18 protein-coding genes are annotated in these 19,237 nt (G+C 71.6%); 11 read left to right on the top strand and 7 right to left on the bottom strand.

Going from position 1 to position 19,237, the window contains the following annotated elements:
- Positions 1 to 23: 23 nt before the first annotated feature.
- Positions 24 to 1,733, top strand: a complete 1,710-nt coding sequence (locus ACGFRG_RS02515; RefSeq protein ID WP_393260567.1) for an FAD-dependent monooxygenase — start codon at positions 24 to 26, stop codon at positions 1,731 to 1,733.
- On the opposite strand, the gene ACGFRG_RS02510 is transcribed toward ACGFRG_RS02515, so the two are convergent.
- Positions 1,709 to 2,167, bottom strand: coding sequence for a MerR family transcriptional regulator (locus ACGFRG_RS02510; RefSeq protein WP_361417327.1), 459 nt, complete (start codon positions 2,165 to 2,167; stop codon positions 1,709 to 1,711). The genes ACGFRG_RS02515 and ACGFRG_RS02510 overlap by 25 nt on opposite strands.
- Positions 2,168 to 2,285: 118 nt before the next feature.
- Here ACGFRG_RS02510 and ACGFRG_RS02505 point away from each other — a divergent pair, with 118 nt between their 5' ends.
- Positions 2,286 to 3,005: a class II aldolase/adducin family protein gene (locus ACGFRG_RS02505; protein WP_393260565.1), complete on the top strand. Its 720-nt coding sequence runs from the start codon at positions 2,286 to 2,288 to the stop codon at positions 3,003 to 3,005.
- Positions 3,006 to 3,070: 65 nt separating this feature from the next.
- Positions 3,071 to 3,469, top strand: coding sequence for a carboxymuconolactone decarboxylase family protein (locus ACGFRG_RS02500; protein WP_393260563.1), 399 nt, complete (start codon positions 3,071 to 3,073; stop codon positions 3,467 to 3,469).
- Between the two features lie 64 nt (positions 3,470 to 3,533).
- Here the strand turns inward: ACGFRG_RS02500 and ACGFRG_RS02495 are convergent, their stop codons facing one another.
- Entirely contained in the window at positions 3,534 to 3,701 is a 168-nt protein-coding gene (locus ACGFRG_RS02495; protein ID WP_393260560.1) for a hypothetical protein, read from the bottom strand.
- Between the two features lie 75 nt (positions 3,702 to 3,776).
- Positions 3,777 to 4,931, bottom strand: a complete 1,155-nt coding sequence (locus ACGFRG_RS02490; RefSeq protein ID WP_361417316.1) for a serine hydrolase domain-containing protein — start codon at positions 4,929 to 4,931, stop codon at positions 3,777 to 3,779.
- Positions 4,932 to 5,140: 209 nt separating this feature from the next.
- Here ACGFRG_RS02490 and ACGFRG_RS02485 point away from each other — a divergent pair, with 209 nt between their 5' ends.
- Positions 5,141 to 5,680, top strand: a complete 540-nt coding sequence (locus ACGFRG_RS02485; RefSeq protein WP_393260557.1) for a GNAT family N-acetyltransferase — start codon at positions 5,141 to 5,143, stop codon at positions 5,678 to 5,680.
- Positions 5,681 to 5,746: 66 nt separating this feature from the next.
- Here the strand turns inward: ACGFRG_RS02485 and ACGFRG_RS02480 are convergent, their stop codons facing one another.
- Entirely contained in the window at positions 5,747 to 6,958 is a 1,212-nt protein-coding gene (locus ACGFRG_RS02480) for a radical SAM protein (RefSeq protein WP_393260555.1), read from the bottom strand.
- A complete protein-coding gene (locus ACGFRG_RS02475; RefSeq protein ID WP_361417307.1) occupies positions 6,955 to 7,344 on the bottom strand; it encodes a hypothetical protein in 390 nt (129 codons plus the stop codon). The genes ACGFRG_RS02480 and ACGFRG_RS02475 overlap by 4 nt, the downstream gene beginning before the upstream one ends.
- A gap of 186 nt (positions 7,345 to 7,530) precedes the next feature.
- Between ACGFRG_RS02475 and ACGFRG_RS02470 the strand changes: the two genes are divergently transcribed.
- The 6 genes from ACGFRG_RS02470 (at position 7,531) to ACGFRG_RS02445 (ending at position 14,780) form a co-directional block, all read left to right on the top strand.
- Entirely contained in the window at positions 7,531 to 8,274 is a 744-nt protein-coding gene (locus ACGFRG_RS02470) for a hypothetical protein (protein WP_393260551.1), read from the top strand.
- Positions 8,275 to 8,284: 10 nt separating this feature from the next.
- A complete protein-coding gene (locus tag ACGFRG_RS02465) occupies positions 8,285 to 8,923 on the top strand; it encodes a hypothetical protein (protein WP_393260548.1) in 639 nt (212 codons plus the stop codon).
- Positions 8,917 to 9,708 carry a hypothetical protein gene (locus tag ACGFRG_RS02460; RefSeq protein ID WP_393260546.1) on the top strand — a complete coding sequence of 264 codons (792 nt, stop codon included), beginning with the start codon at positions 8,917 to 8,919 and terminating at the stop codon, positions 9,706 to 9,708. Before ACGFRG_RS02465 ends, ACGFRG_RS02460 begins: the two co-directional genes overlap by 7 nt.
- A 5-nt stretch (positions 9,709 to 9,713) precedes the next feature.
- The gene (locus tag ACGFRG_RS02455; protein ID WP_393260818.1) at positions 9,714 to 11,681 is read left to right on the top strand and encodes an ABC transporter ATP-binding protein; all 1,968 of its coding nucleotides are present in this window, start codon (positions 9,714 to 9,716) and stop codon (positions 11,679 to 11,681) included.
- 137 nt (positions 11,682 to 11,818) lie between these two features.
- Positions 11,819 to 13,075 (top strand): serine hydrolase domain-containing protein, encoded by a 1,257-nt coding sequence (locus ACGFRG_RS02450; protein WP_393260544.1) that lies wholly within the window; start codon positions 11,819 to 11,821, stop codon positions 13,073 to 13,075.
- Between the two features lie 166 nt (positions 13,076 to 13,241).
- The gene (locus tag ACGFRG_RS02445) at positions 13,242 to 14,780 is read left to right on the top strand and encodes a carboxylesterase/lipase family protein (RefSeq protein ID WP_393260542.1); all 1,539 of its coding nucleotides are present in this window, start codon (positions 13,242 to 13,244) and stop codon (positions 14,778 to 14,780) included.
- A gap of 18 nt (positions 14,781 to 14,798) precedes the next feature.
- Here ACGFRG_RS02445 and ACGFRG_RS02440 read toward each other — a convergent pair whose 3' ends face one another.
- A complete protein-coding gene (locus ACGFRG_RS02440; RefSeq protein WP_361417288.1) occupies positions 14,799 to 15,947 on the bottom strand; it encodes an aminotransferase class V-fold PLP-dependent enzyme in 1,149 nt (382 codons plus the stop codon).
- Positions 15,944 to 17,926 carry a hypothetical protein gene (locus tag ACGFRG_RS02435; protein ID WP_393260540.1) on the bottom strand — a complete coding sequence of 661 codons (1,983 nt, stop codon included), beginning with the start codon at positions 17,924 to 17,926 and terminating at the stop codon, positions 15,944 to 15,946. Before ACGFRG_RS02435 ends, ACGFRG_RS02440 begins: the two co-directional genes overlap by 4 nt.
- 221 nt (positions 17,927 to 18,147) lie before the next feature.
- Between ACGFRG_RS02435 and ACGFRG_RS02430 the strand changes: the two genes are divergently transcribed.
- The gene (locus ACGFRG_RS02430; RefSeq protein WP_393260538.1) at positions 18,148 to 19,158 is read left to right on the top strand and encodes a LacI family DNA-binding transcriptional regulator; all 1,011 of its coding nucleotides are present in this window, start codon (positions 18,148 to 18,150) and stop codon (positions 19,156 to 19,158) included.
- Positions 19,159 to 19,237: the final 79 nt, after the last annotated feature.

The following is a 19,237-nucleotide window of genomic DNA, read 5'->3' as shown; positions in this document are numbered from 1 at the left end:
TCGCCCGACACCGGGAGGCACCCGTGACGCAGAGCCACACGACCGACGTGTTGATCGTGGGCGCCGGCCCGGTCGGACTCAGCGCGGCCGCCGAGCTGCGCCGCCACGGAGTGCGCTGCCGTCTCATCGACCGGCTGCCCGCCCGCCTGCCGTACGCGAAGGCGGTCGGTATCCAGCCGCGCACCCTGGAGATCTGGGACCGGATGGGCCTGGCCCGCGCCGCCGTGGAGGCCGCCGTGCCACTGCGCGGCCAGCTGATGTACGTCAATGGCAGGGAACAGGCGCGGATCGACCTGGAGCTTCCGCCCGAAGTTCCTTATGGATTCGCCGCGTTGCCCCAGTACGAGACCGAGCGCCTCCTGGAGGAGTACGTCGCGGGCCTGGGCACGGTCATCGAACGCGGCACCGAACTGCTGTCGTTCAGCCAGGACGCGGACGGCGTCACCGCGCGGCTGCGCACCGCGTCGGGTGCCGATGAGGAACTGCGTACCCGCTATCTGATCGGCTGCGACGGCGCGCACAGCACCGTACGCAAGGGGTTGGGTCTGTCGTACGAGGGCGGGGCGTTCCCCGAGGAGTTCATGCTGGCCGATGTCGAGGCCGACTTGGACCTGCCCCACGGATACAGCGTGCGCTCCACGCACCGCGCCGCCGACGGCTCGACCGATGACCTGCTGGTCTGCATCCCGCTGCCCGGAACGGGCCGGTACCGCATGTCGATGATGGTCCCGCCGGAACTCTCCGAAGGGGCGGGGGGCGAGGCGCCGTCCGCGCGAGGCGACGACGTGGCGCACGGCCTGGAGGGCGGTCGGGCCCCGGAGCTGTCCCACATCCAGGCCGTCGTCGACCGGCTGGCGCCCAGCCCGGCCACCGTCTCCCGTATGCGCTGGTCGTCCGTCTTCCGTATCAGCCACCGGATCGTCGACCGCTACTCCGACGGACGCGTCTTCGTCGCCGGGGATGCCGCGCACATCCATCCGCCTACCGGCGCCCAGGGCATGAACACCGGTATCCAGGACGCCTGCAACCTGGCCTGGAAGCTCGCTCTCGTCGTCCAAGGGGCAGCCGGGCCCGCCCTGCTCGCCAGCTACGACGCCGAACGCCGCCCGGTCGGCGAGGAGGTCGTCGGCCGGACCGTCCGACACGCCACACAGGGCATCGAGACCGACCCCGCGGACCCGCGGACCGTGCAGCTCCGCGAGGCCCAGCTGCTGGTCGGCTACCGCGACGGACCGCTCGCGGGCAGCCAGTACGGGCCGACCGACGCACCCCAGCCCGGCGACCGGGCCCCGGACTGCGCCGGGCTGACCGCGCCCGTGCCCACCTACCCCCTGCGCCTGCTCGACATCCTGCGCGGCCGCACGGGACACGTCGTGCTCTTGTACGCGACCGACGCGACCGACGCGACTGAGCTGTCCGAGGCCGCCGAAGCGGCCGGCGTCGGCGGGGCACCGCTGGTGGTCACCGAAGGCAGCCTGGATGCCCCCAACTACCCGTACTCCGGGGCGAGTTCGCATGTCATCGCCGTCCTCGCCCGCGAAGTCGCGGCCACCACACGCGACACTTCGGCCATCCCCGGATACGTCGACGCCGCCGGGGAGTTCGCCCGGCTCTATCGCCCCGACGGCTCGACCGGCTTCGTCGTCCGGCCGGACGGGCAGCTCGGCGCCCGATTCCCCCTCGCTGTCACCGCGGCGGCCCTGTCCGACTACCTTTCGGTGCTCTCCGGCTGACCGGGGGACAGCGGTTGCGCTCCGAGGGGCTGAGCTGCGGGGGGCTGAGCTGCGGGGGACTGGCGCCACGTCGCCATCTGCTTCCGGAAGGTCGGACACACGAGGATGTCCTCCTTGCCGCACTGGATGGCGTGCGCCAGGAGCTGGTGGGCGTGGTCGAGGTCGACCATACGTTGCTCGATCTCGGCGAGTTTGGCCCGGATCAACGCCTGCCTGCGGGGTTGGTCCTGCTGGAACTCCTTGATCTCGGCCAGGGTCAGTCCGGCTTGCTGGCACTTGCGCAGCAGCACGATGCGCTCGGCGGCCTCGGGCGGATACCGCCGCTGGCCGCCCTGGCGTTCCGGCGCGGGCAGCAGTCCGTGGCGTTCCCAGAAACGGATGGCCGACGCGGGGACCCGGGTGAGCTCGGCGAGCCGACCGATCGTCAAACGCATACTCCGCCCGTCCTTCCGTCCGACGCTTGACTTAAACCTTAGTTCAAGTTGAAGAGTGGTCCGCGTACGGGACAGCGGCGCGAGAGCGGCCGCAGCAGACGACTTCGGAGATGACGTGATGACCGCGACGACCGCGACGACCGCGATGAACGGCACGAACAAGATGGACGAGACGACGGTTACCCCTGAAGTGGCGGAGCGGGGCCGCCAGCTCGTCGAGGCCGCGAGGCAGCTCTTCGTGGCCGGGGTGATGTCGCACTCCGGGCACGCCAACCTGAGCGTCCGGGTCGACGCCGAGCGCTTCCTGCTGACCCCGGGGTTCGTCCGCGATCTGCGGCCCGAGCAGTTGGCGATGGTCAGCCTCGACGGGCGGGTCCTCGCGGGAGAGCTGCGGTCCGTCAGTGCCGAGATCATCGGTATGCACAGCACCGTGTACCGCGCTCGCCCGCACGCGGGTGCGGTGATCCACACCCACTCGCCCGCCGCGACGGCCTTCGCCGTGGCCCACCGGCCGTTGCCGTGCCGGACCGAGCCGATGCTGCGCTTCGGACAGGCCGAGGAGGTACCGGTGGTGGCATGGGGGCCTCGTGGGTCCGACGTCTCGGTGCGGGGCACGGCCGAGATCCTGGAGCAGCGCCCGACGACGTCCGCGGTGCTGCTCGCCAACCACGGCCTGCTGGTGTTCGGTCCCGACTCGGCGGCCACCGCCCAGCTTGTGGTGGCGATCGAGGAGAGCGCGGAGGCGGAGATCGCCGCGGCGGCGCTCGGCGGTGCCGTGGACTTCCCCGAAGGCGCGCTGGAAGACGTCCGAGCGGCGATCGCGCGGGTTTCGGCATGACGGACGACGCTCGCACGCAACGTACGGAATCCGTTCGTACAGAGCCCGTTCGTAGTGCTGAGGCCGTGCGCACGGAGGCCGTACGGGACCGTTATCGCGCGACGTTCGGTGCCGTACCCAGCGGCGTGGAGAACCGACTGCGCGTGGCGCGGGCCCTCGGTCGACTCGACACGGAAGAGGCGTTCGCCGAGCTGCGGCACATCGTGCTGACCGACAATCCGCTGGGCGAACGGGTGCAGCAGCTGGTCCACTTCGGGCAGCTGCTGGCCCTCGGCCGTACGGATCCGGCCCGCCTGCACGCCCGCGGAGCCCTCCACGCCGGCGCCGACCTCACCGACCTCGTCGGCGTCGCCGAGACCGCGCTCATCACCGCGGGCACCCCGGCCTACGCACTCGGCATCGAGATCATCGCCGAACTCCTGGAGGCCGAACGCCTGGAGGTCGGAGACCACAGGGCTGTCTGAGGGGGCGTCCGGAGCGCGTCGGAGTCATGGGCGCGCTCCCGCTCCCGGCCTCCGGGCGCAGCGGTCAACCAGCCATGCCCCAGGCCATGCTGATCACGTACAGAAAGAAGAGCAGGAGGAGCGCTCCCGCGAAGGCCGCCACGCCGAGGACGGCCTTCATAGCGGTCTCGGCCGCCCGGTGGGCGTCGGCGGGGCGCATGGGGACTCGGGGGTCTTGCTCGTAGGTGGTCACGGAGACAGCCTGCCGCGCGCGGGCGACGGCAGGCCATCCGTACAAGTACTCAGGTGCGACGCGCGGTTGAGCACGTCACGCGGCGCGGCACAGCGCGGTGGAGAGTGTCTTCATCGCGGCCGTCGCCTCCGCGTCGGTCATGGTCAGGCCCGTGTTGACGGAGAGGGTGATCTGCCGCTTGCCGTCCGCCGAGGTGAAGCTGAAGGTCTGGAAGCCGACGACTTCGCCCGTGTGCCCGACGACCGGTCCGTCGGACGGGCAGAGGTTGCCGTTGCTCTCCAGCCCCAGGCCGTACGAGCGGTTGGGGCGCTCGGGGTTCATGGGGTGCAGGGTGCGCATCTCCTTCATCAGGCGGTCCGGCAGCAGGCGGCCGTCGAGGAGCGCCTTGTAGAAGGTGTTCAGGTCGTGCGTGGTGGAGATGAGCGTCCCGGCGGCCCAGTACGCGGCGGGGCTGAACTCGGTGAGGTCGGTGGGTGCGGCGCCCGTTCCCCGGCCGTCGAGCCACTCGTAGCCGTGCAGATGCGCACCCGTCAGGCGCGGGGAGGTCGGGAAGGACGTGCCCTTGAGGTGCAGGGGCCGCAGGATGCGGTGGGCGATCTCATGCCCCAGCGACTTCCCGCTGACGTGCTCGACGAGCAGTCCGAGGACGACGTAGTTGGTGTTGGAGTACTCCCACGTCGTGCCCGGCGCGGGCCGGTTCGGTATACCGGCGATGAGGGCGATGAGCTGGCGCGGGGTGTACGTGGCCTTCTGCGCGTCCCGTACCGGGTCGGGCTTCTTCATCAGTACGTCGGTGTAGTTGGCCAGCCCGCTGGTGTGGTTGAGCAGCTGCCGTACGGTGATGTGCTCGCCGCCCGGCACCACACCGGGCAGCTGTCGCTCGATGTCGTCGTCGAGTCGCACCTTGCCCTCCGCCACCAGCTGGAGGACGACGGTGGCCACGAAGGTCTTGGTCACGCTGCCGGCCCGGAAACGGTCCCCGGCGTGTGCGGCGCGCCCGGTGCCCAGATCGGCGACCCCACTGCTGCCCTTCCACACCCCGCGCCCGTCCCGCACCTCGGCCACGGCCCCGGGTATGCCGGCGGTCACGGTGGCGTCGAGGGCCTGCTGGAGCGCGGCCCGGTCGGCGCCGGACGCGGGCGCGGCCGCCACGGCGGGAGTGGCGACGGGGACGAGCAGAGCGGCGGCGAGAAGCGCGGAGGCGGCTGCGGCCTTGCGGTGGTGCGACATGGGGTGACGGCCTTATCTGAGTCGACGTGGTGCGAGTGGCTGACGTTTTTTCAGCCTAGGCCGGTGAGGGTGTTCCGGTGATCATGGACAGGGATGAGCTCGGGCTTCGCATCCCTTAAGGGAAACCCCAGGTGAGGGGTGGGGTGGCAGGTGTTCCACGTAATGGACGGGCGCCTGCCGCGAGCAGCCGGACTGAAATACTTCCGGCCATGGATGCTGAGGTGGTGGGGACCCGGGCGCGCTCGGTGGTGGCGGCGTCGGCACGGGAGATATCGGCGGACGGACCGGGCTGGGTGCTGCGTTCCGGGGTGGTGGCGGACATCGAGGCGATCGCCGAGCTGCGGGCCGATGTCATGCGCGCGGATCTGGAACGCCTCGGGCGCTACGACGAGCACCGGGTGCGGCAGCGGCTGCGCGATTCCTTCTCCACGCGGTACACGTCGGTCATCGAGGTCGACGGCGAACTCGCGGGGTGCGTCACGGTCCGGCCCGCCGACGGCATGCAGTGGCTGGAGCACTTCTACCTCGCGCCGCGCCATCAGGGCCGAGGGCTCGGGGCCGCCGTCCTGCGGTCGGTGCTGGGGCGGACCGACGCGCAGGGCATGGCCGTGGGGCTGCACGTCCTGCAGGGCAGCGCCGCCCGTCGGCTCTATGAGCGCCACGGATTCGTCATGGAGTCCCAGGACCCGATCGACGTCTTCATGGTGCGCCCGCCGGGGGCGACGAGAGGTGCCGCAGCGCAAGCCTGAGCTGTGGCACCCCACGCCGAGCACGGCGACGCGGGTGGTCACGAGGTCATGGCCTCCGCCAGGGCCTCAGTCCAGCGCCCGCCGTGCGAGCAGCGTCCGGTCCAGACGATGGCTCACGCTGTCCACGAGCCCGAGGTCCGTGAGCCGTTCCTCGATGTACTGCTGGACCGGTAGCACCACCCCGCACCGGGACAGACCCGACACCGGGTCGCGCCAGCGTTGCTCGGGGGTGGATTCCGCCGCGAAGAAACCGGAACAGGAGCCGAAGTACCGGCAGCCGGTGCAGGTGTCCCGGACCCTGTCCCGCGACTGGCGCAGTGCCTCGCCGAAGGTCGGGGAGCGGCGCATGGCGGAGAGGGATTCGGTGAAGATGTCGCCGTGCCGCAGCGACAGGTCGTACGCGTCGCCGTTGGAGTACACGGATCCGTCCGTGTCGATGACGAGGATGGTCTCCCCGCGCTCCTTGTCGTAGAAGCGCCGCTCGCCTTCGCCGTGCAAGGCGTGCACGACGTTGGCCGCGTAGCCCTCGATCGGCTCGACGTTGATGAAGCTGTCCGAGACCAGCCAGCGGTCGGTGAGCGTCTTGAGGGCGGCGACGATCTCCTGTGACGAGAGGTCGTGTTCCGCCTGCTGCCCCGGATAGCCCGTACGGTAGATGGGCAGCAGCCGGAAGCCCAGGTCCATGTCCTCGAAGAAGCGGTGGATGTCCGCCACATGGGGCGCGGTCGAGCGGGACAGCACGGTGATGCAACCGAAGTTGAGGCCCTCGTCCATCAGGCGCTGCATGTTGGCCAGGACCCGTGGCTGCGCCTGGCGGCCGGCGACGTTGACGCGCTGGCCGCCGACCAGGTCCACCGACACGCCCACGTCGTCGAAGACGTCCCGCATCAGGGTGAGGTCGTCGTCGGTGAGCCGGTAGAGGTTGGTCTGGACGGAGTTTCCGTACGGGATCCCGGCGGGTTCCAGGAACTCCTGCTGGGCCCGCTTGACCTCGTAGTAGAACTCGTGCGGCATCAGGAGCGGTTCCCCGCCGTGCCACACGAAGTCCGCCGTCCGGCCCGGCTGGTCGGCCAGCCACTCGCCGACATGCTTGATCATGTTCCTGACCTGCGGAACCGTCATCGCGGTACGGTCGCCGAGCGACGGGAACTCGTAGCAGTACCGGCAGCGCAGGTTGCAGAACTTGGAGACCTTCACCACGAGTTGCAGATACGGCGGCGTCTCCTCCCGCGCGGGAGGGCGGCCCTCGCGCCGGTCCTCGGCGGTGCCGACGCTCATGCGGTCCCGGCTCCCAGCGCCGACTTCAGTCGCAGGTACGCCTCGGTGACGCGCTGCCGGCGCGGAGCCGGTTCCGGGCCCTGGCGGCGCGCGGCGAGGCCGGTCCGGCGCGGGCCCTTGTCCAGGAACCTCTCGTGCCAGCCGTCGCCCGTGCGGGGGCCCTCGACCCAGAAGTCCGGGTAGTCGGGCCACATCCGCTCGGCGGGCCGCAGCCCGTCGACGATCGCCAGCCGCTCCCGCTGCTCCTGCCCGGCCCCGTCGGCCAGCGGCTCGTTGGGTCCGCCCGTGCGCTGGAGCGCGAGCAGCCGCAAGTACGCGCTGCGGGAGACGGACTGTGGCTCGATCGCGTCCTGCTCGGGGGGAGTCCTGTCGGTCCTTCCGGCCATGGTGACGACCCTTCTCGCTCTGTCGGCCCGCTGATGGGAGCGGCCGTTCCGCAATCATGAAATCTGGCCGGAAAAGTACTGCCAACCCCCCAATATTGGGGGGTGTTCGCAGGCCCCGGCGGCGCCCGAGACTGGTTGCCCCAGTCCAGCAACCGGCTCCGGACACAATGGGCAGGAGAGTTCGCGATGACTACCTCAGCAATGGCCGCCACGGCCAGGAGCGTGGACGTGGTGACCGTCCCGACCGATGCCGCGGGGGTGGCGGGCGGCGGTCTGCTGCCGCCCGCCGGATCAGTGGTGATCTACGTGGGGGACGCCTCGGCCCTCGCCTGGCGACGGCTGCGCGAGGCCGCGCTGCGCGGCGACTGGCAGGCCGTACGGGACACGCCCGTCCCCGAACGACCCGCCCCCGGCACCGAGTTGGTGGCCGCGTCGAACTACTTCGACCTGCTCTGCGCGGGCCACGCGCTGGTGCGGGATCTGGCGCTGCCGCGCGGATACGAGTTCAGGACGCTGACCTTCCCGTACACCGGCGGCCCGCTCCAGGACACGGACTTCCGTATCGTCGAGCACACCGACCGGGGTGTTCCCGAGGTCGGGACGACGTATCTGCTGATGCGCCGGGCACCCGAACTGACGCCGCTGGAGCAGCGCATGCTGGAGTGCGTCAGCCCCGACGAGCGGCATGTGCACATGGGGACGCGCGAGCCCTGCCAGACCATCACGACGATGGACATCATCACCGACCGCATCCGTGACGCGGCGAACGACGCCGTCCGCGAGAAGCACGCGCGCGCCGGTTTCGCCCGGGGCGAGAGCGCGACGGAACTGTCCGCCGCGGAGATCGAGGAGATCACGGGGGAGACGGGCGGGCCCGCGGCCTCGGTGGCCGGTCTGCTCGCGATGCGCCGCCGCCACTTCCGCCTCTAGGGAGCGCCGCGTGGGATCCGTAGTCGTGGCCGTCGTACTGGCGGCGTGGTTGATGTTGACCGTGGTGGCGGCGCTGCCCCGGATCGGTGAGGCGCTGCGCAAGCGGGTCCCCGCCTGGTTCTCCCCGTTGCTGCCGTCCTGGACGTTCTTCGCGCCCAACCCGGCGACCAAGGACAAGGTGCTGATGTACCGCGACGTCCTCGCCAACGGCACGGTCGGCCCCCTGCGACTCGTCCTGCCGGACGGCGGCGCGGGGGGCCGGGCGGGCAAGGCGCTGTTCGACGCGGCCGCGCACCTGGTACGGCGGGCCGCGCAGGGCTGGGAGGAGGAGCCGGACGCGCGCACCCGGGACGCCCGGCTGATGATCAGCACGCCGTATCTCCTGCTGCTCAACAGAGCGGCGTCCGCACCGCACGACGCCGCCGCCGTCGGCTTCGAGTTCGTCATCGCGCACGCGAGTCTGCGGGACGAGGACCCCCAGGTCATCTTCGTGTCGATGGTGCACCGGCTGGGGGCGGGAACGCCGGGAGCCGATGCGCGCGGCTCGGATGCACGGGATGGGGTTGTACGGGATGAGGAGGCGCGGGACATCGGCGTACGGGAAGTCGACGTACGGGACCCCGGCGCCCGGGAAGGTACGCCATGCTGAACGAGACCGAGACGGCCCGGGCGATCCTGGCCGTCTGCGGTGCCGGGCTCGCGGTGTCGGCGGCCCGCGACCTGCGCCAGGCCCGCGAGTTCGCCGAGGACGGCACGCTGGCGTGGTCCGTGGTCGGGGCGTACCCGCACCGCTGCCCGCCCCCGGTGCGCGGGCTCTTCGTCTGGGAGCGGTACCGGGCGGTGCTGGCCGTGCAGTTCGCGGCGGGCCTCGCCGCCCCGGTCGTGGCGCCGGTGTCCACGCGCGGCTCGGCCGTGCTGGCCTGCGTGCTGCTGGCCACCCTGCTCCTGGGCCTGCACCGCAGTGACTACGGAACCGACGGCGCCGACCAGATGGCGGCCCTCGCCATGCTCACCGCCGCCGCCACGCTGACCGTCGGGGGCACGGTCGGACGGCTCTTCCTCGCCTTTCTCACCTGCCAGTTGGTCCTCAGCTATCTGATCGCGGGGACGGCGAAGCTGATCTCGCCGATGTGGCGCGACGGCTCCTGCCTCGCGATGATCCTCTCCACCCGCTCCTACGGCTCGCCCCGGCTCGCCGCGATGCTACGGGCCCGGCCGCTGCTGGGGCTCGTGATGGCGTGGGGCGTGATGGTGCTGGAGGTGACGTTCTGGCTTGCGCTCATCGTGCCGGGCGGCCCGCGCTGGGGGTTCCTCCTCGCCGGAGCCGCGCTGCACATCGGCATCGCGGTCACGATGGGACTCAGTACGTTCGTCTTCGCCTTCATCGGGGCGTACCCGGCGCTGGTGTTCATGGCCGCGACCCTCACCGGGTGAGCGGGATGCGCCGCCGGAACCGAGACCGCACCGACCGCGCCAGCGGGGCCACGGACCCGGACGGCGTGCGGCCGTCGCACTCCGAGCAGCTGCTGTTCGGCGGCCCCCTGCGCTACGACATGGGCTGGTCCCAGCACGAAGAGGCCTACCTCGAACTGAACCTGCGCGCGGTGCTGCGCCGCCTGCCACGGCTCCTGGCCTCCGGGTTCCGGCTGGCCTGGCGCGCCGACCCGCGCGCCGCCCGTCTCCTGGTCGTCGCCAACCTCGGGCGCGGGCTCGCCCAGGCCGCGAGTCTGCTGGCGGTCAACCACATCCTGGCCGGGCTGCTGACGGGCGCGGCCATCGGGGACCGCCTGCACCGCGCGCTGCCCGCGCTGATCGCGGTGAGCGTCACGATGTCGGCGGGGGCACTGCTGCGGGCCGTCACCACGTACGCGACCGGGCGGCTGGAGCCGAGGGTCGAGCGGGTGGCGACCGAGGTGTACCTCGAACGGGCATCGCAGGTGGAGCTGGCGGCGATCGAGGACGACGAGTTCCACAAGCTGCTCGACTCGGCCCGGTACGGGGCGTCCTCGGCGCGCCGGATGATGAGCATCGGCAATCGCGCCATCAACGCGGCGACCTCGTTCGTCACCGCGGCGAGCGTCCTGACCGTGCTGCACCCCGTGCTGCTCCCGCTGCTGGCCCTCATGACGGTGCCCGGTTCCTGGAGCGCGCTGACCACCGCCCGCCGCCGCTATCTGTCCTTCCACGCCTGGACCCAGCACACCCGGGCCGGCGGGCTGATCGGGCACATGCTCACCGACACCGGCGCCGCGCCCGAGATCAGGGTGCACGGCATCGGGCCGTTCCTCCTGCGGCACTTCCGCGCCCTGTCCGAGTCCGCCGAAGCGGAGCAGGCACGGCTGGCCCGGCTCGAAGCCCGGACCGGACTGATCGCCGCCGTCTGGATCGGTGCCGCCACGGCCGCCACGTACATCACTCTGGGCGCTCTGCTCCTCGGCGGAGCGATGGCGCTGTCCGTCGCGGGCACCGCCGTGATCGCGATCCGTACGGGCTCGGCGAACCTCACCACGCTGGCCCTTGAGGTCAACGCGCTCCATGAACAGGCACTGTTCGTGGGGGACTTGGAAAGGCTCTGCGACGAGGCGGCGCGGCGCACCCCGCCCACCGGGGGCCTGCCGCTGCCGGAGTGTCCGCGGCGGATCCGCTTCGAGCACGTCACCTTCACGTATCCCGGCCAGGCCGCGCCCGCGCTGGACGACGTGACGCTCACCCTCCCCACCGGAAAGATCATCGCCCTCGTAGGGAGCAACGGCTCGGGCAAGACCACCCTCGCCAAGCTCCTGGCCGGTCTCTACACCCCACAGCACGGCCGCATCCTCTGGGACGAGACCGACGCCGCCCACGTCGACCGGCGCCACCTCACGGACCGCGTCGCGATGGTCGCCCAGGACTTCACCCGATGGGCCTTCACCGCGCGCGTCAACGTCCTCATCGGCCGCCCCGACGCCCCCGCCGACGACGAACGCGTCGACCGCGCCCTGCGCCACGCGGGCGCCAAGGAACTCGTCGCCGAGCTGCCCCGCGGCCTGGACACCTTGCTGGCCCGGGGGTTTCGCGGCGGCCACCAGCTGTCCGGCGGCCAGTGGCAGCGCATCGGCTTCAGCCGCGCCGCCTACCGGGAGGGACAGATCCTCATCGTCGACGAACCCACCGCCGCGCTGGACGCCCGTGCCGAACTGCAGGTCTTCGACGAGATCCGCGCCCTGGCCGACGACGGCCGCACCGTCCTGCTCATCACCCACCGGCTCGCCTCCGTCCGCCACGCCGACCTCGTCCACGTCCTCGACAAGGGCCACGTCGTCGAATCCGGCACCCCGTCCGACCTCCTGGCGGCGGACGGCCTGTACGCCGAGCTCTACCGGCTTCAGGCGAGCCAGTACGCCCCGGAGGGCGACGTGTGCCGCTGAGGGCAGCGAACCCTGCCCGCCCGACGGTGGCGCGGACATCGTCGGTCCGGTCATACCCCTATACGATCTTGGCGGACCGGAGGGGTTACAAGACCGGCCCTCCGCACAAGTCGCCGGGAAACAGGGGTATTTCTCTTATGGCTGGAACCACCATCGCCCGTACGGTGACCGTACTCGCGACCACCGTGGTGCTCGCGGCCGGAAGCGCCGTGGGCGCGTCCGCCGCGCAGGACCGGAGCGAGCCGGACACCGCCGGGGTGCGCGCCGCGCTGCAGCGTGTCGTGGACGCGGGCGCGCCCGGCGCGTTCGCGGTGATCCGCGACCACGGCAACCCCGAGCGCAGCCGCACGCTGACCCTCGGCAAGGCCGACCTCGACGGCACGCCCATGAACGCCGACTGGCGTTTTCGCGTGGGCAGCAACACCAAGATGTTCACCTCGGTCCTGGTGATGCGTCTCGCCGAACAGGGGCGCATCGACCTGGACAAGCCGCTGCGCGACTACCTGCCGGCCGGGACGCTGCCCGAGAGCTGGGCGATCACCGCGCGCCAGGTGATGGAACACCGCGCCGGGGTGTACGACCACACCAACGACCTCCTCGAACAGAGCGGCGAGGAGACCACCGACGCCTTCGAGAAGCGCATCCGCAACAACGTCTACGAGCCCAAGGACCTCGTGGCGATGTCGGTGAAGCACGGCCTGCAGTACACCCCGGGAACCGCCTACTCGTACTCGAACACCGACTACGTGCTGATGGGTCTTGCGGCCGAGCACCTCACCGGGCGTCCCTACGCCGAGCTGCTGCGGAAGCAGATCTTCGAGCCGCTGAAGCTGCGTCAGACCACCTTCACCGTGCCCCAGAAGACCATCGCGGGCCGGCACGTCACCGGCTATCTGACCAATGACGACCGCACCAAGCCGCTGCTCGACTCGACCGAGCAGACCGCGTCCTGGGTGTGGAGCGCGGGCGGTGTGGTCTCCTCCGCCCGCGACCTGGACCGCTTCATGACCGCGCTGCTCGCGGGCAGCTCCGGCGGGCTGGTCTCCGACGAGTCGCTGCGCCAGATGACGAGCGTGCTCCCCACACCCACGGCCAAGGTCAGCTACGGGCTCGGGATCAGGGAGATCGCGCTGTCCTGCGGCAAGGTGCTCGGCCACGGCGGAATCGTCCAGGGCTACCAGACCCAGACGTTCTCCACCCCGGACCACAAGCGCACGGTCGTCGTGTTCGCCAACGCCTCCAACAACGGCGCCGTCACCTCGGCGCTGACGAACACCCTGGAGCCCGCGTTCTGCGGCGCGGCGCCGACCGCCGGCACTTCCTCGCACCGGTCGATCACCGGCAACGGGGCGGCGGACCGTTCGGTTCCGGCTGTCGAGGACAGCCGTATCTGACGCTCCGTAAGATCCCCGGAGTGCGCGGCGCTCACCTGACGCGCCGCGTGCTCCGCGCGGTGCCGCGGCCCGGAACCGTAAATGGGTGGCATGCGTTCTGACACCGGCGGGATGATTCCGGAGGGGTCACCCTGAAGGCGTTCCCCCTACCCGGGAAGGGACCGCGATGGCGACTGGCGCTGCCGAGCCGACCGGCTCCGAGCCCGAGGCCCGTACCGCGGCCGGTGTGCTGCGCGGCCGGGTGGAGCAGGGGGTGGCGGTCTTCCGCGGCATCCCGTTCGCCGAGCCGCCCGTGGACGCGCTGCGGTTCGCCGCGCCGCAGCCGGTCAGGGGCTGGGACGGGGTGCGCCCGGCGGTGTCGTACGGCCCGCCGCCTCCGCAGGCCGGTCACTTCGGGATGGCCGCGCTGTCGCCGGACGCGGCGGAAACCGACTGGCTGACCGTGAACGTATGGACGCCGGCCCCGGACCCGGGAGCCGGGCTGCCGGTCATGGTGTGGATCCCCGGCGGCGCGTACGTCATCGGCATGGGGAGCCTGCCGGAGTACGACGGGGCCCGCCTCGCGCGGGACGGCGGTGTCGTCGTGGTGACGCTCAACTACCGTGTCGGCATAGAGGGCTTCACGTGGATCGAGGGGGCGCCCGCCAACCGGGGTCTGCTCGATCAGGTGGCCGCCTTGGAGTGGGTGCGCGACAGCATCCGGGCCTTCGGCGGCGACCCCGACCGGGTCACGGTCTTCGGCCAGTCGGCGGGCGCGGGTTCGGTCGCAGCCCTCCTCGCGATGCCCCGCGCGGCGGGACTCTTCCGCCGGGCGATCGCGCAGAGCGTGGTGGGAACGTTCTTCTCGCCCGAGCTCGCCGCCGACATCGCCACCGCCTTCGCGGCCGAACTGGGACTGCGGCCCACCGTGGCCGACCTGTCGGCCGTGGACCCGAACCGGCTGTGCGCCGCCGGTGACGCGGTCGCGGCCAAGTCGGCGTCGTTCGCGGAGCGTTGGGGGCAGGCCGCACACCGGTCGATCCTGGTGTCCCCCGTCGTCGACGGCGATGTCCTGCCGCGCACCCCCTGGCAGGCCGTGGCCGACGGCGCGGCCCGGGACGTCGACGTCCTCGTCGGACACACCCGCCATGAGCAGCGGCTGCTCACCGCGCTCGACGGTCTGCTCGGCCAGGTGACACAGGAGCAGGCGGACAGCGCCCTGAAGCTCTTCGCCCCCGGCCCGGACGGATCACGCCGCTACCGTGCCGCGTACCCCGCCGCGGGCCCGGACGAGCTCTACGAACTGGTCCACTCGGACTGGCTGTTCCGCATGCCGAGCCTCCACCTCGCCACCGCACAGCTCACCGGCGGCGGACACGCCCACGTATACGAGCTCACCTGGCCCGCCCCGGGCATGGGAGGCATCCTCGGCGCCTGCCACGGCCTCGACGTCCCCCTGGTGTTCGGCAATCTGAGCAGCGGCCAGCCGGCCATGCTGATCGGCGAGAGCCCGTCCGCGGCGGCGGAGGAGCTGTCCGCGTCGATGCGCGCCGCGTGGACCTCCTTCGCCGCCCACGGCGATCCCGGCTGGCCCGCGTACGACGCCGGGCAACGCCTCACCCGCTTCTTCGACACCCCCTCGACCGTCACCGCCTATCCGGAGGAGGCTGCCCGCCTGCTCTGGGAGCACCACACCTTCGCGGCGCTGCCACTGCTCGGCGGCTAGCGGCGGCGGACCGCCGGGTCAACGGCCGTCCAGCAGGGCGCGCACCCCCGCCGCCAGGCGCTCGTACTCCCGCGGTCGGTTGTACAGCTGTCCGCTGATCCGGATGCCGCCGCCGTCCGCCCAGGGCCAGATCAGCACCCGGCAGCGCAGCCGGGTGCCGATCTCGTTCTGCAGCGCGGCGGCCTCGTCCCGGGTGCGGGCCATGCCCGGGGGCAGACGCAGGGCGCGCATGGCGAGGGCGTCGTCGGCGGGCAGCGGGGTGAGGCCCGGGACGCGGGCCAGCAGCTCGGCGCCGTACGCGGCCAGGGCGCTGTTGTGGGCGCGCACCCGGCGGGCACCGAGCCGGACGATCAGGTCGAGGCCTTCAGGGGCGGCGAGCCAGCCGGTGTAGTCGGCGGTGGCCCGGTACTCCACGGCGCGGGGATAGCCGCGGTGGTCCTCCCACGAGGGCACCGGCGGGGACACCCGGGCGCGATGGCCGGGCGCCACGGCCAGGACGGCGCTGCCCGGCGGGGCGTACCCCCACTTGTGCAGATTGCCGAACCAGAAGTCGGGCCGCCCGGCCAGCGGTCGGTCGAGCATGCCGAGTGCGTGGGCACCGTCGACGACGGTCGTCACGCCTCGCTCGGCGAGGTCGGCGAGCAGCCGGGGACCGGCGATCAGTCGGGCGGTGGGTGAGCTGATCTGGTCGAGCAGCGCCACCGTGGTACGGGGAGTGACCGCGGCGAGGACCGCTTCGCGCACCGCCTCCTCGTCGGGCAGTGCCGGGTCGAGGACGACGGTGTTCAGCCGGGCCCGGCGGGCCGCCGCCGCGACGACGGTGCCGTAGCCGTGATCGGTGACCAGGATCTCGTCGTCGTCCTTGAGTTCCAGGGCGTCGAGCGCGAGGTTGGCGGCCTCGGTGGCGTTGGCGACGAAGGCGATCGCCTCGTGGTCGGCGCCCAGCTGCGCGGCGACACGGCCCCGAGCCGCGGCCAGGCGGTCCGGAACGGCCAGGAAGAAGGCGTCGGGGTCGGCCTGCGCCTCCGCTCGCAGCCTTCGCTGGACCCGGCTGACCGGGAGCGGTACGGCGCCGTAGGACCCGTGGTTGAGGTGGGCCACCGCGGGGCTCAGCCGGAACAGCTGCGGGCCGCCGGGAAAGGTGGTGGGCGCCGTGGGCGTGGTCATCGCGCCTCGATGGTGACGGTCTGCCCGGGCGAGACCCGGGTACGGATGTACGTGTACGTGGTGCCGTCCACCACCTTGGTACGGGCCGGCTGCCGCACCCCGTCGACGAGGAGGGCGCGGTGCGTGCCGGGGAAGCGTGCCTCCCAGGTGTACGGGGAGCTGCCCGAGGTGTGCGTGAGGGTCGATGTGCGGGCGCCGTCGTGCCGCAGGGCGAAGGTGGAGTCGCCGATGTGCAGATCCTCCAGCTTCAACCAGCCCATGGTGGACGGCAGTTGGGACCGGGTGGTGAGGGTGTGGTCCGGGGCGTCGGGAGTGAGTCCCATCAGCCCTTGGACGGTCTGCCCGACCAGAGTGAAGGAGACCTCCGGGTAGTCGCCGTTGGCGCCCTGGCGGGAGTTGACGTGCGGGAGGTCCTTGTGGTCGTAGACATACCGCATCCACTTCCACGCGGTGTCCGGGCGATCGCCCGCGAAGAAGACGTCGGGGAGGTAGGTCAGCGCCTCGATGTTGTCGGGCCGCCCCGCGCCACCGGCCTGCTCGTCGACGAAGTCCAGATAGGCGGCGAGGCGGTCGCCAGGGTCGATGATGTGCTTGAGCGGCATGAACCAGCTGTTCTCCTTGCCCCAGCCGGTGAGCGCCCGGCCGTCGGTGGTGTAGCCGCGCACCATGTCGGCGCCCGAACCGCCGCCGCTCCAGGTGGAGTTGAAGTACGCCTTCAGATCGCGCGAGCGGCGTTCGAAGCGCGCGGCCAGTACGCGGTCGCCCTTGGCGCGGGCGAGGGCGGCCATCGCCCGGTATGCCTGGTACTGGGAGCCGATGGCGTCACCGGCCTCGGCCAGCGGTTCCCCGCTGACCTCGTCGTAGCTGGCGGTGCCCTGGAAGATGCCCTTGCCGGTGCCCTCGGCGACCCGTACCCGGCCGTTGTCCTTCTGTCCGTCGTGGAGAGTGACGAACTCGTCGGTGACATGGCGGTAGAAGTCCCACAGGACGGGGTCGGTGAGGTAGGCGCGGTCTCCGCTCCAGCGGTACGCCTCCTCGGCCTTCTGCACCAGCTCGAAGGGGGCCGGGACCTCGCGTACGAAGGAGTCGGGGCCGTGGTAGGCGATCGACAGATACGTCCGGGCGTCGAAGTTCATGGCCCATACGGGGTAGTAGGCGTGCTCGGCGGTGGCGGAGGCGGCGAACGAGCGCAGCATCGTCTTGTTCTCGGCGCGCAGGCCCAGCACTTCGGCGCCGGCCAGTTGGTGGGCCGTGTCGCGCGCGTAGTAGCCGCTGCGGTGGGCGTATCCGGCCCAGTACGAGGGGGCGTAGACGCCGGAGCCGGTGCCGCCGGGGTTGCGCTCGTCGACGTTGAGCGGGCCCTGGGTGCCCGGCAGTTGGACCCAGCTGTTGGCTTTGCGCTCGGCCCAGTCGAACAGGGCGACGACCTCGGGATCGCTGGAGCTGATCCGGGGGTCGGCCGGCGCGGACGGTGAGACCATCACGTCGTCCACGTTCACCCACCCGTCCCCCGACTCGAACGCGATCTCCAGCCGGTCGCCGGGAGCGAGCGGGACACGGCTGAGCGTGTGGCGGCGGTAGGCGGGGGACGCGGGCAGGGACACGGATGCGGCGGTCACGCCGTTGACCCGCACCACGTACCGCCCGCCGGATCCGCCGGTGGCGATCCAGGCGGAGAAGTCATAGCTGCCGCGACCGGTGGCCGTGACGGTCTGGGAAATGTTCTTGCCGCCGGCGTCGAGGTAGGCGAGCCGCCTGCCGTCGTGCGGGTTGTTGGTGGCGACCCCGGTACCCGGGCCGAACTCCCAGCCCGATCCACCCGCTTCGAATCCGGGATCGACCACGGTCAGCAAGGCGGGCGCCCCGGCGGACCCACCCCGTGCGGTGTGGGCCCCGGTGCCGGCGGCGGCGGTGGGGGCGAGGGCGAGCGGAACCAGTAGCGCGGCCGTGGCGAGCAGCGTCACGCGGGAACGGCTCATCGGGTTCTCTCCCGGATCGGTGGAGTGGCTGTCCTGAGTGGAGCGGCTGTCCTACGGCGGTTCGGGGCGCGGGCGGCACGCTAGCAATCGGCCGAGACTACTTGCAATGGATATGACGAGACAGAAGTGAAGACATAGCTGAAAACTTTCATCGGATCGATGTAAGTTGCCCTGGACTCCGGCATGTTGGAGGGTCGTACGATCGTCACGGAAGGAGCGCGATGAAGGTCGGCATCACCGACGTCGCAGCCCATGCGCGGGTCAGCGAGGCCACCGTCAGCCGGGTCGTCAACCGGCGGCAGGGGGTGTCCCGCAAGACCCGGGAGACGGTCGAGCGGGCCATGGCCGAACTTGGCTATGAGCGGCCGACGCAGGGCCAACTGGTAGCGGTGATCACCGAGTTGGTCTCCAACCCGTTCTTCGCCGATGTCGCCGAACGCATCGAGTCGGCGCTGGCGCCGCACGGTTTGAAGGCCGTGCTGTGTCCCGCGTTCGCGGGCGGTGTGCCGGAGCGGGACTTCCTCTCCGCCCTGGTGGACAAGGGGGTCGCGGCGGTCGTCTTCCTCTCCGCCTCCAACACCGTGGCGGGCGCGGACACCGACGGGTATGAACTGCTGCGCCAGCGCCGGGTGCCGTATGTCGGGATCAACGGCGAGTTCGCCGACGGGGTGGCCGTGCCGGTCTTCTCCACCGACGACGCTCTCGCCGCCGAACTGGCCGTGGACCATCTCCATCGCCTCGGGCACCGCCGTATCGGCATGGTCTCCGGGCCGACGGGAAACCGCCCCGCCGACCGGCGCGTCCAGGGCTTCCTCGACGCCATGGCCCGGCGGGGTCTCGACGGCGCGCGGCCATGGGTGATCCGGCAGTCGTACACCGTGGAGGGCGGACAGGCGGCGGCCGCCCCGCTGCTCGCTCTCGGCGCCACCGCCATCGTCGCCGCCAGCGACTACATGGCGCTCGGCGCCATTCGGGGGATCCGTCGGCAGGGGCGATCGGTGCCGCAGGACGTCTCGGTGGTCGGTTACGACGGCACGGCCATCACCGACTTCACCGACCCGCCCCTGACCACCGTCCGCCAGCCCGCGGACCGGCTGGCCCTGGAAGTGGGCCGCAGCGTGCTGGCCCTGGTGGGCAACCGTGAGGTGCCCACCGGGGAACTGCTCTTCGACCCGGAGCTGGTGATCCGCGCGTCCACCGGGCCGGTGCCAGGCGTCCGGACGAACGTGTGACGGGTGGTTAGAGTGGGCGGGGAATAGGAGAATGACGGAAAAACCCGGCATTCCACCCCCACTCACACACTCCGTATGC

This window comes from Streptomyces sp. NPDC048696 (assembly GCF_043198895.1).
Taxonomy (GTDB): domain Bacteria; phylum Actinomycetota; class Actinomycetes; order Streptomycetales; family Streptomycetaceae; genus Streptomyces.
This window is presented reverse-complemented; position numbering and strand designations above follow the sequence as displayed.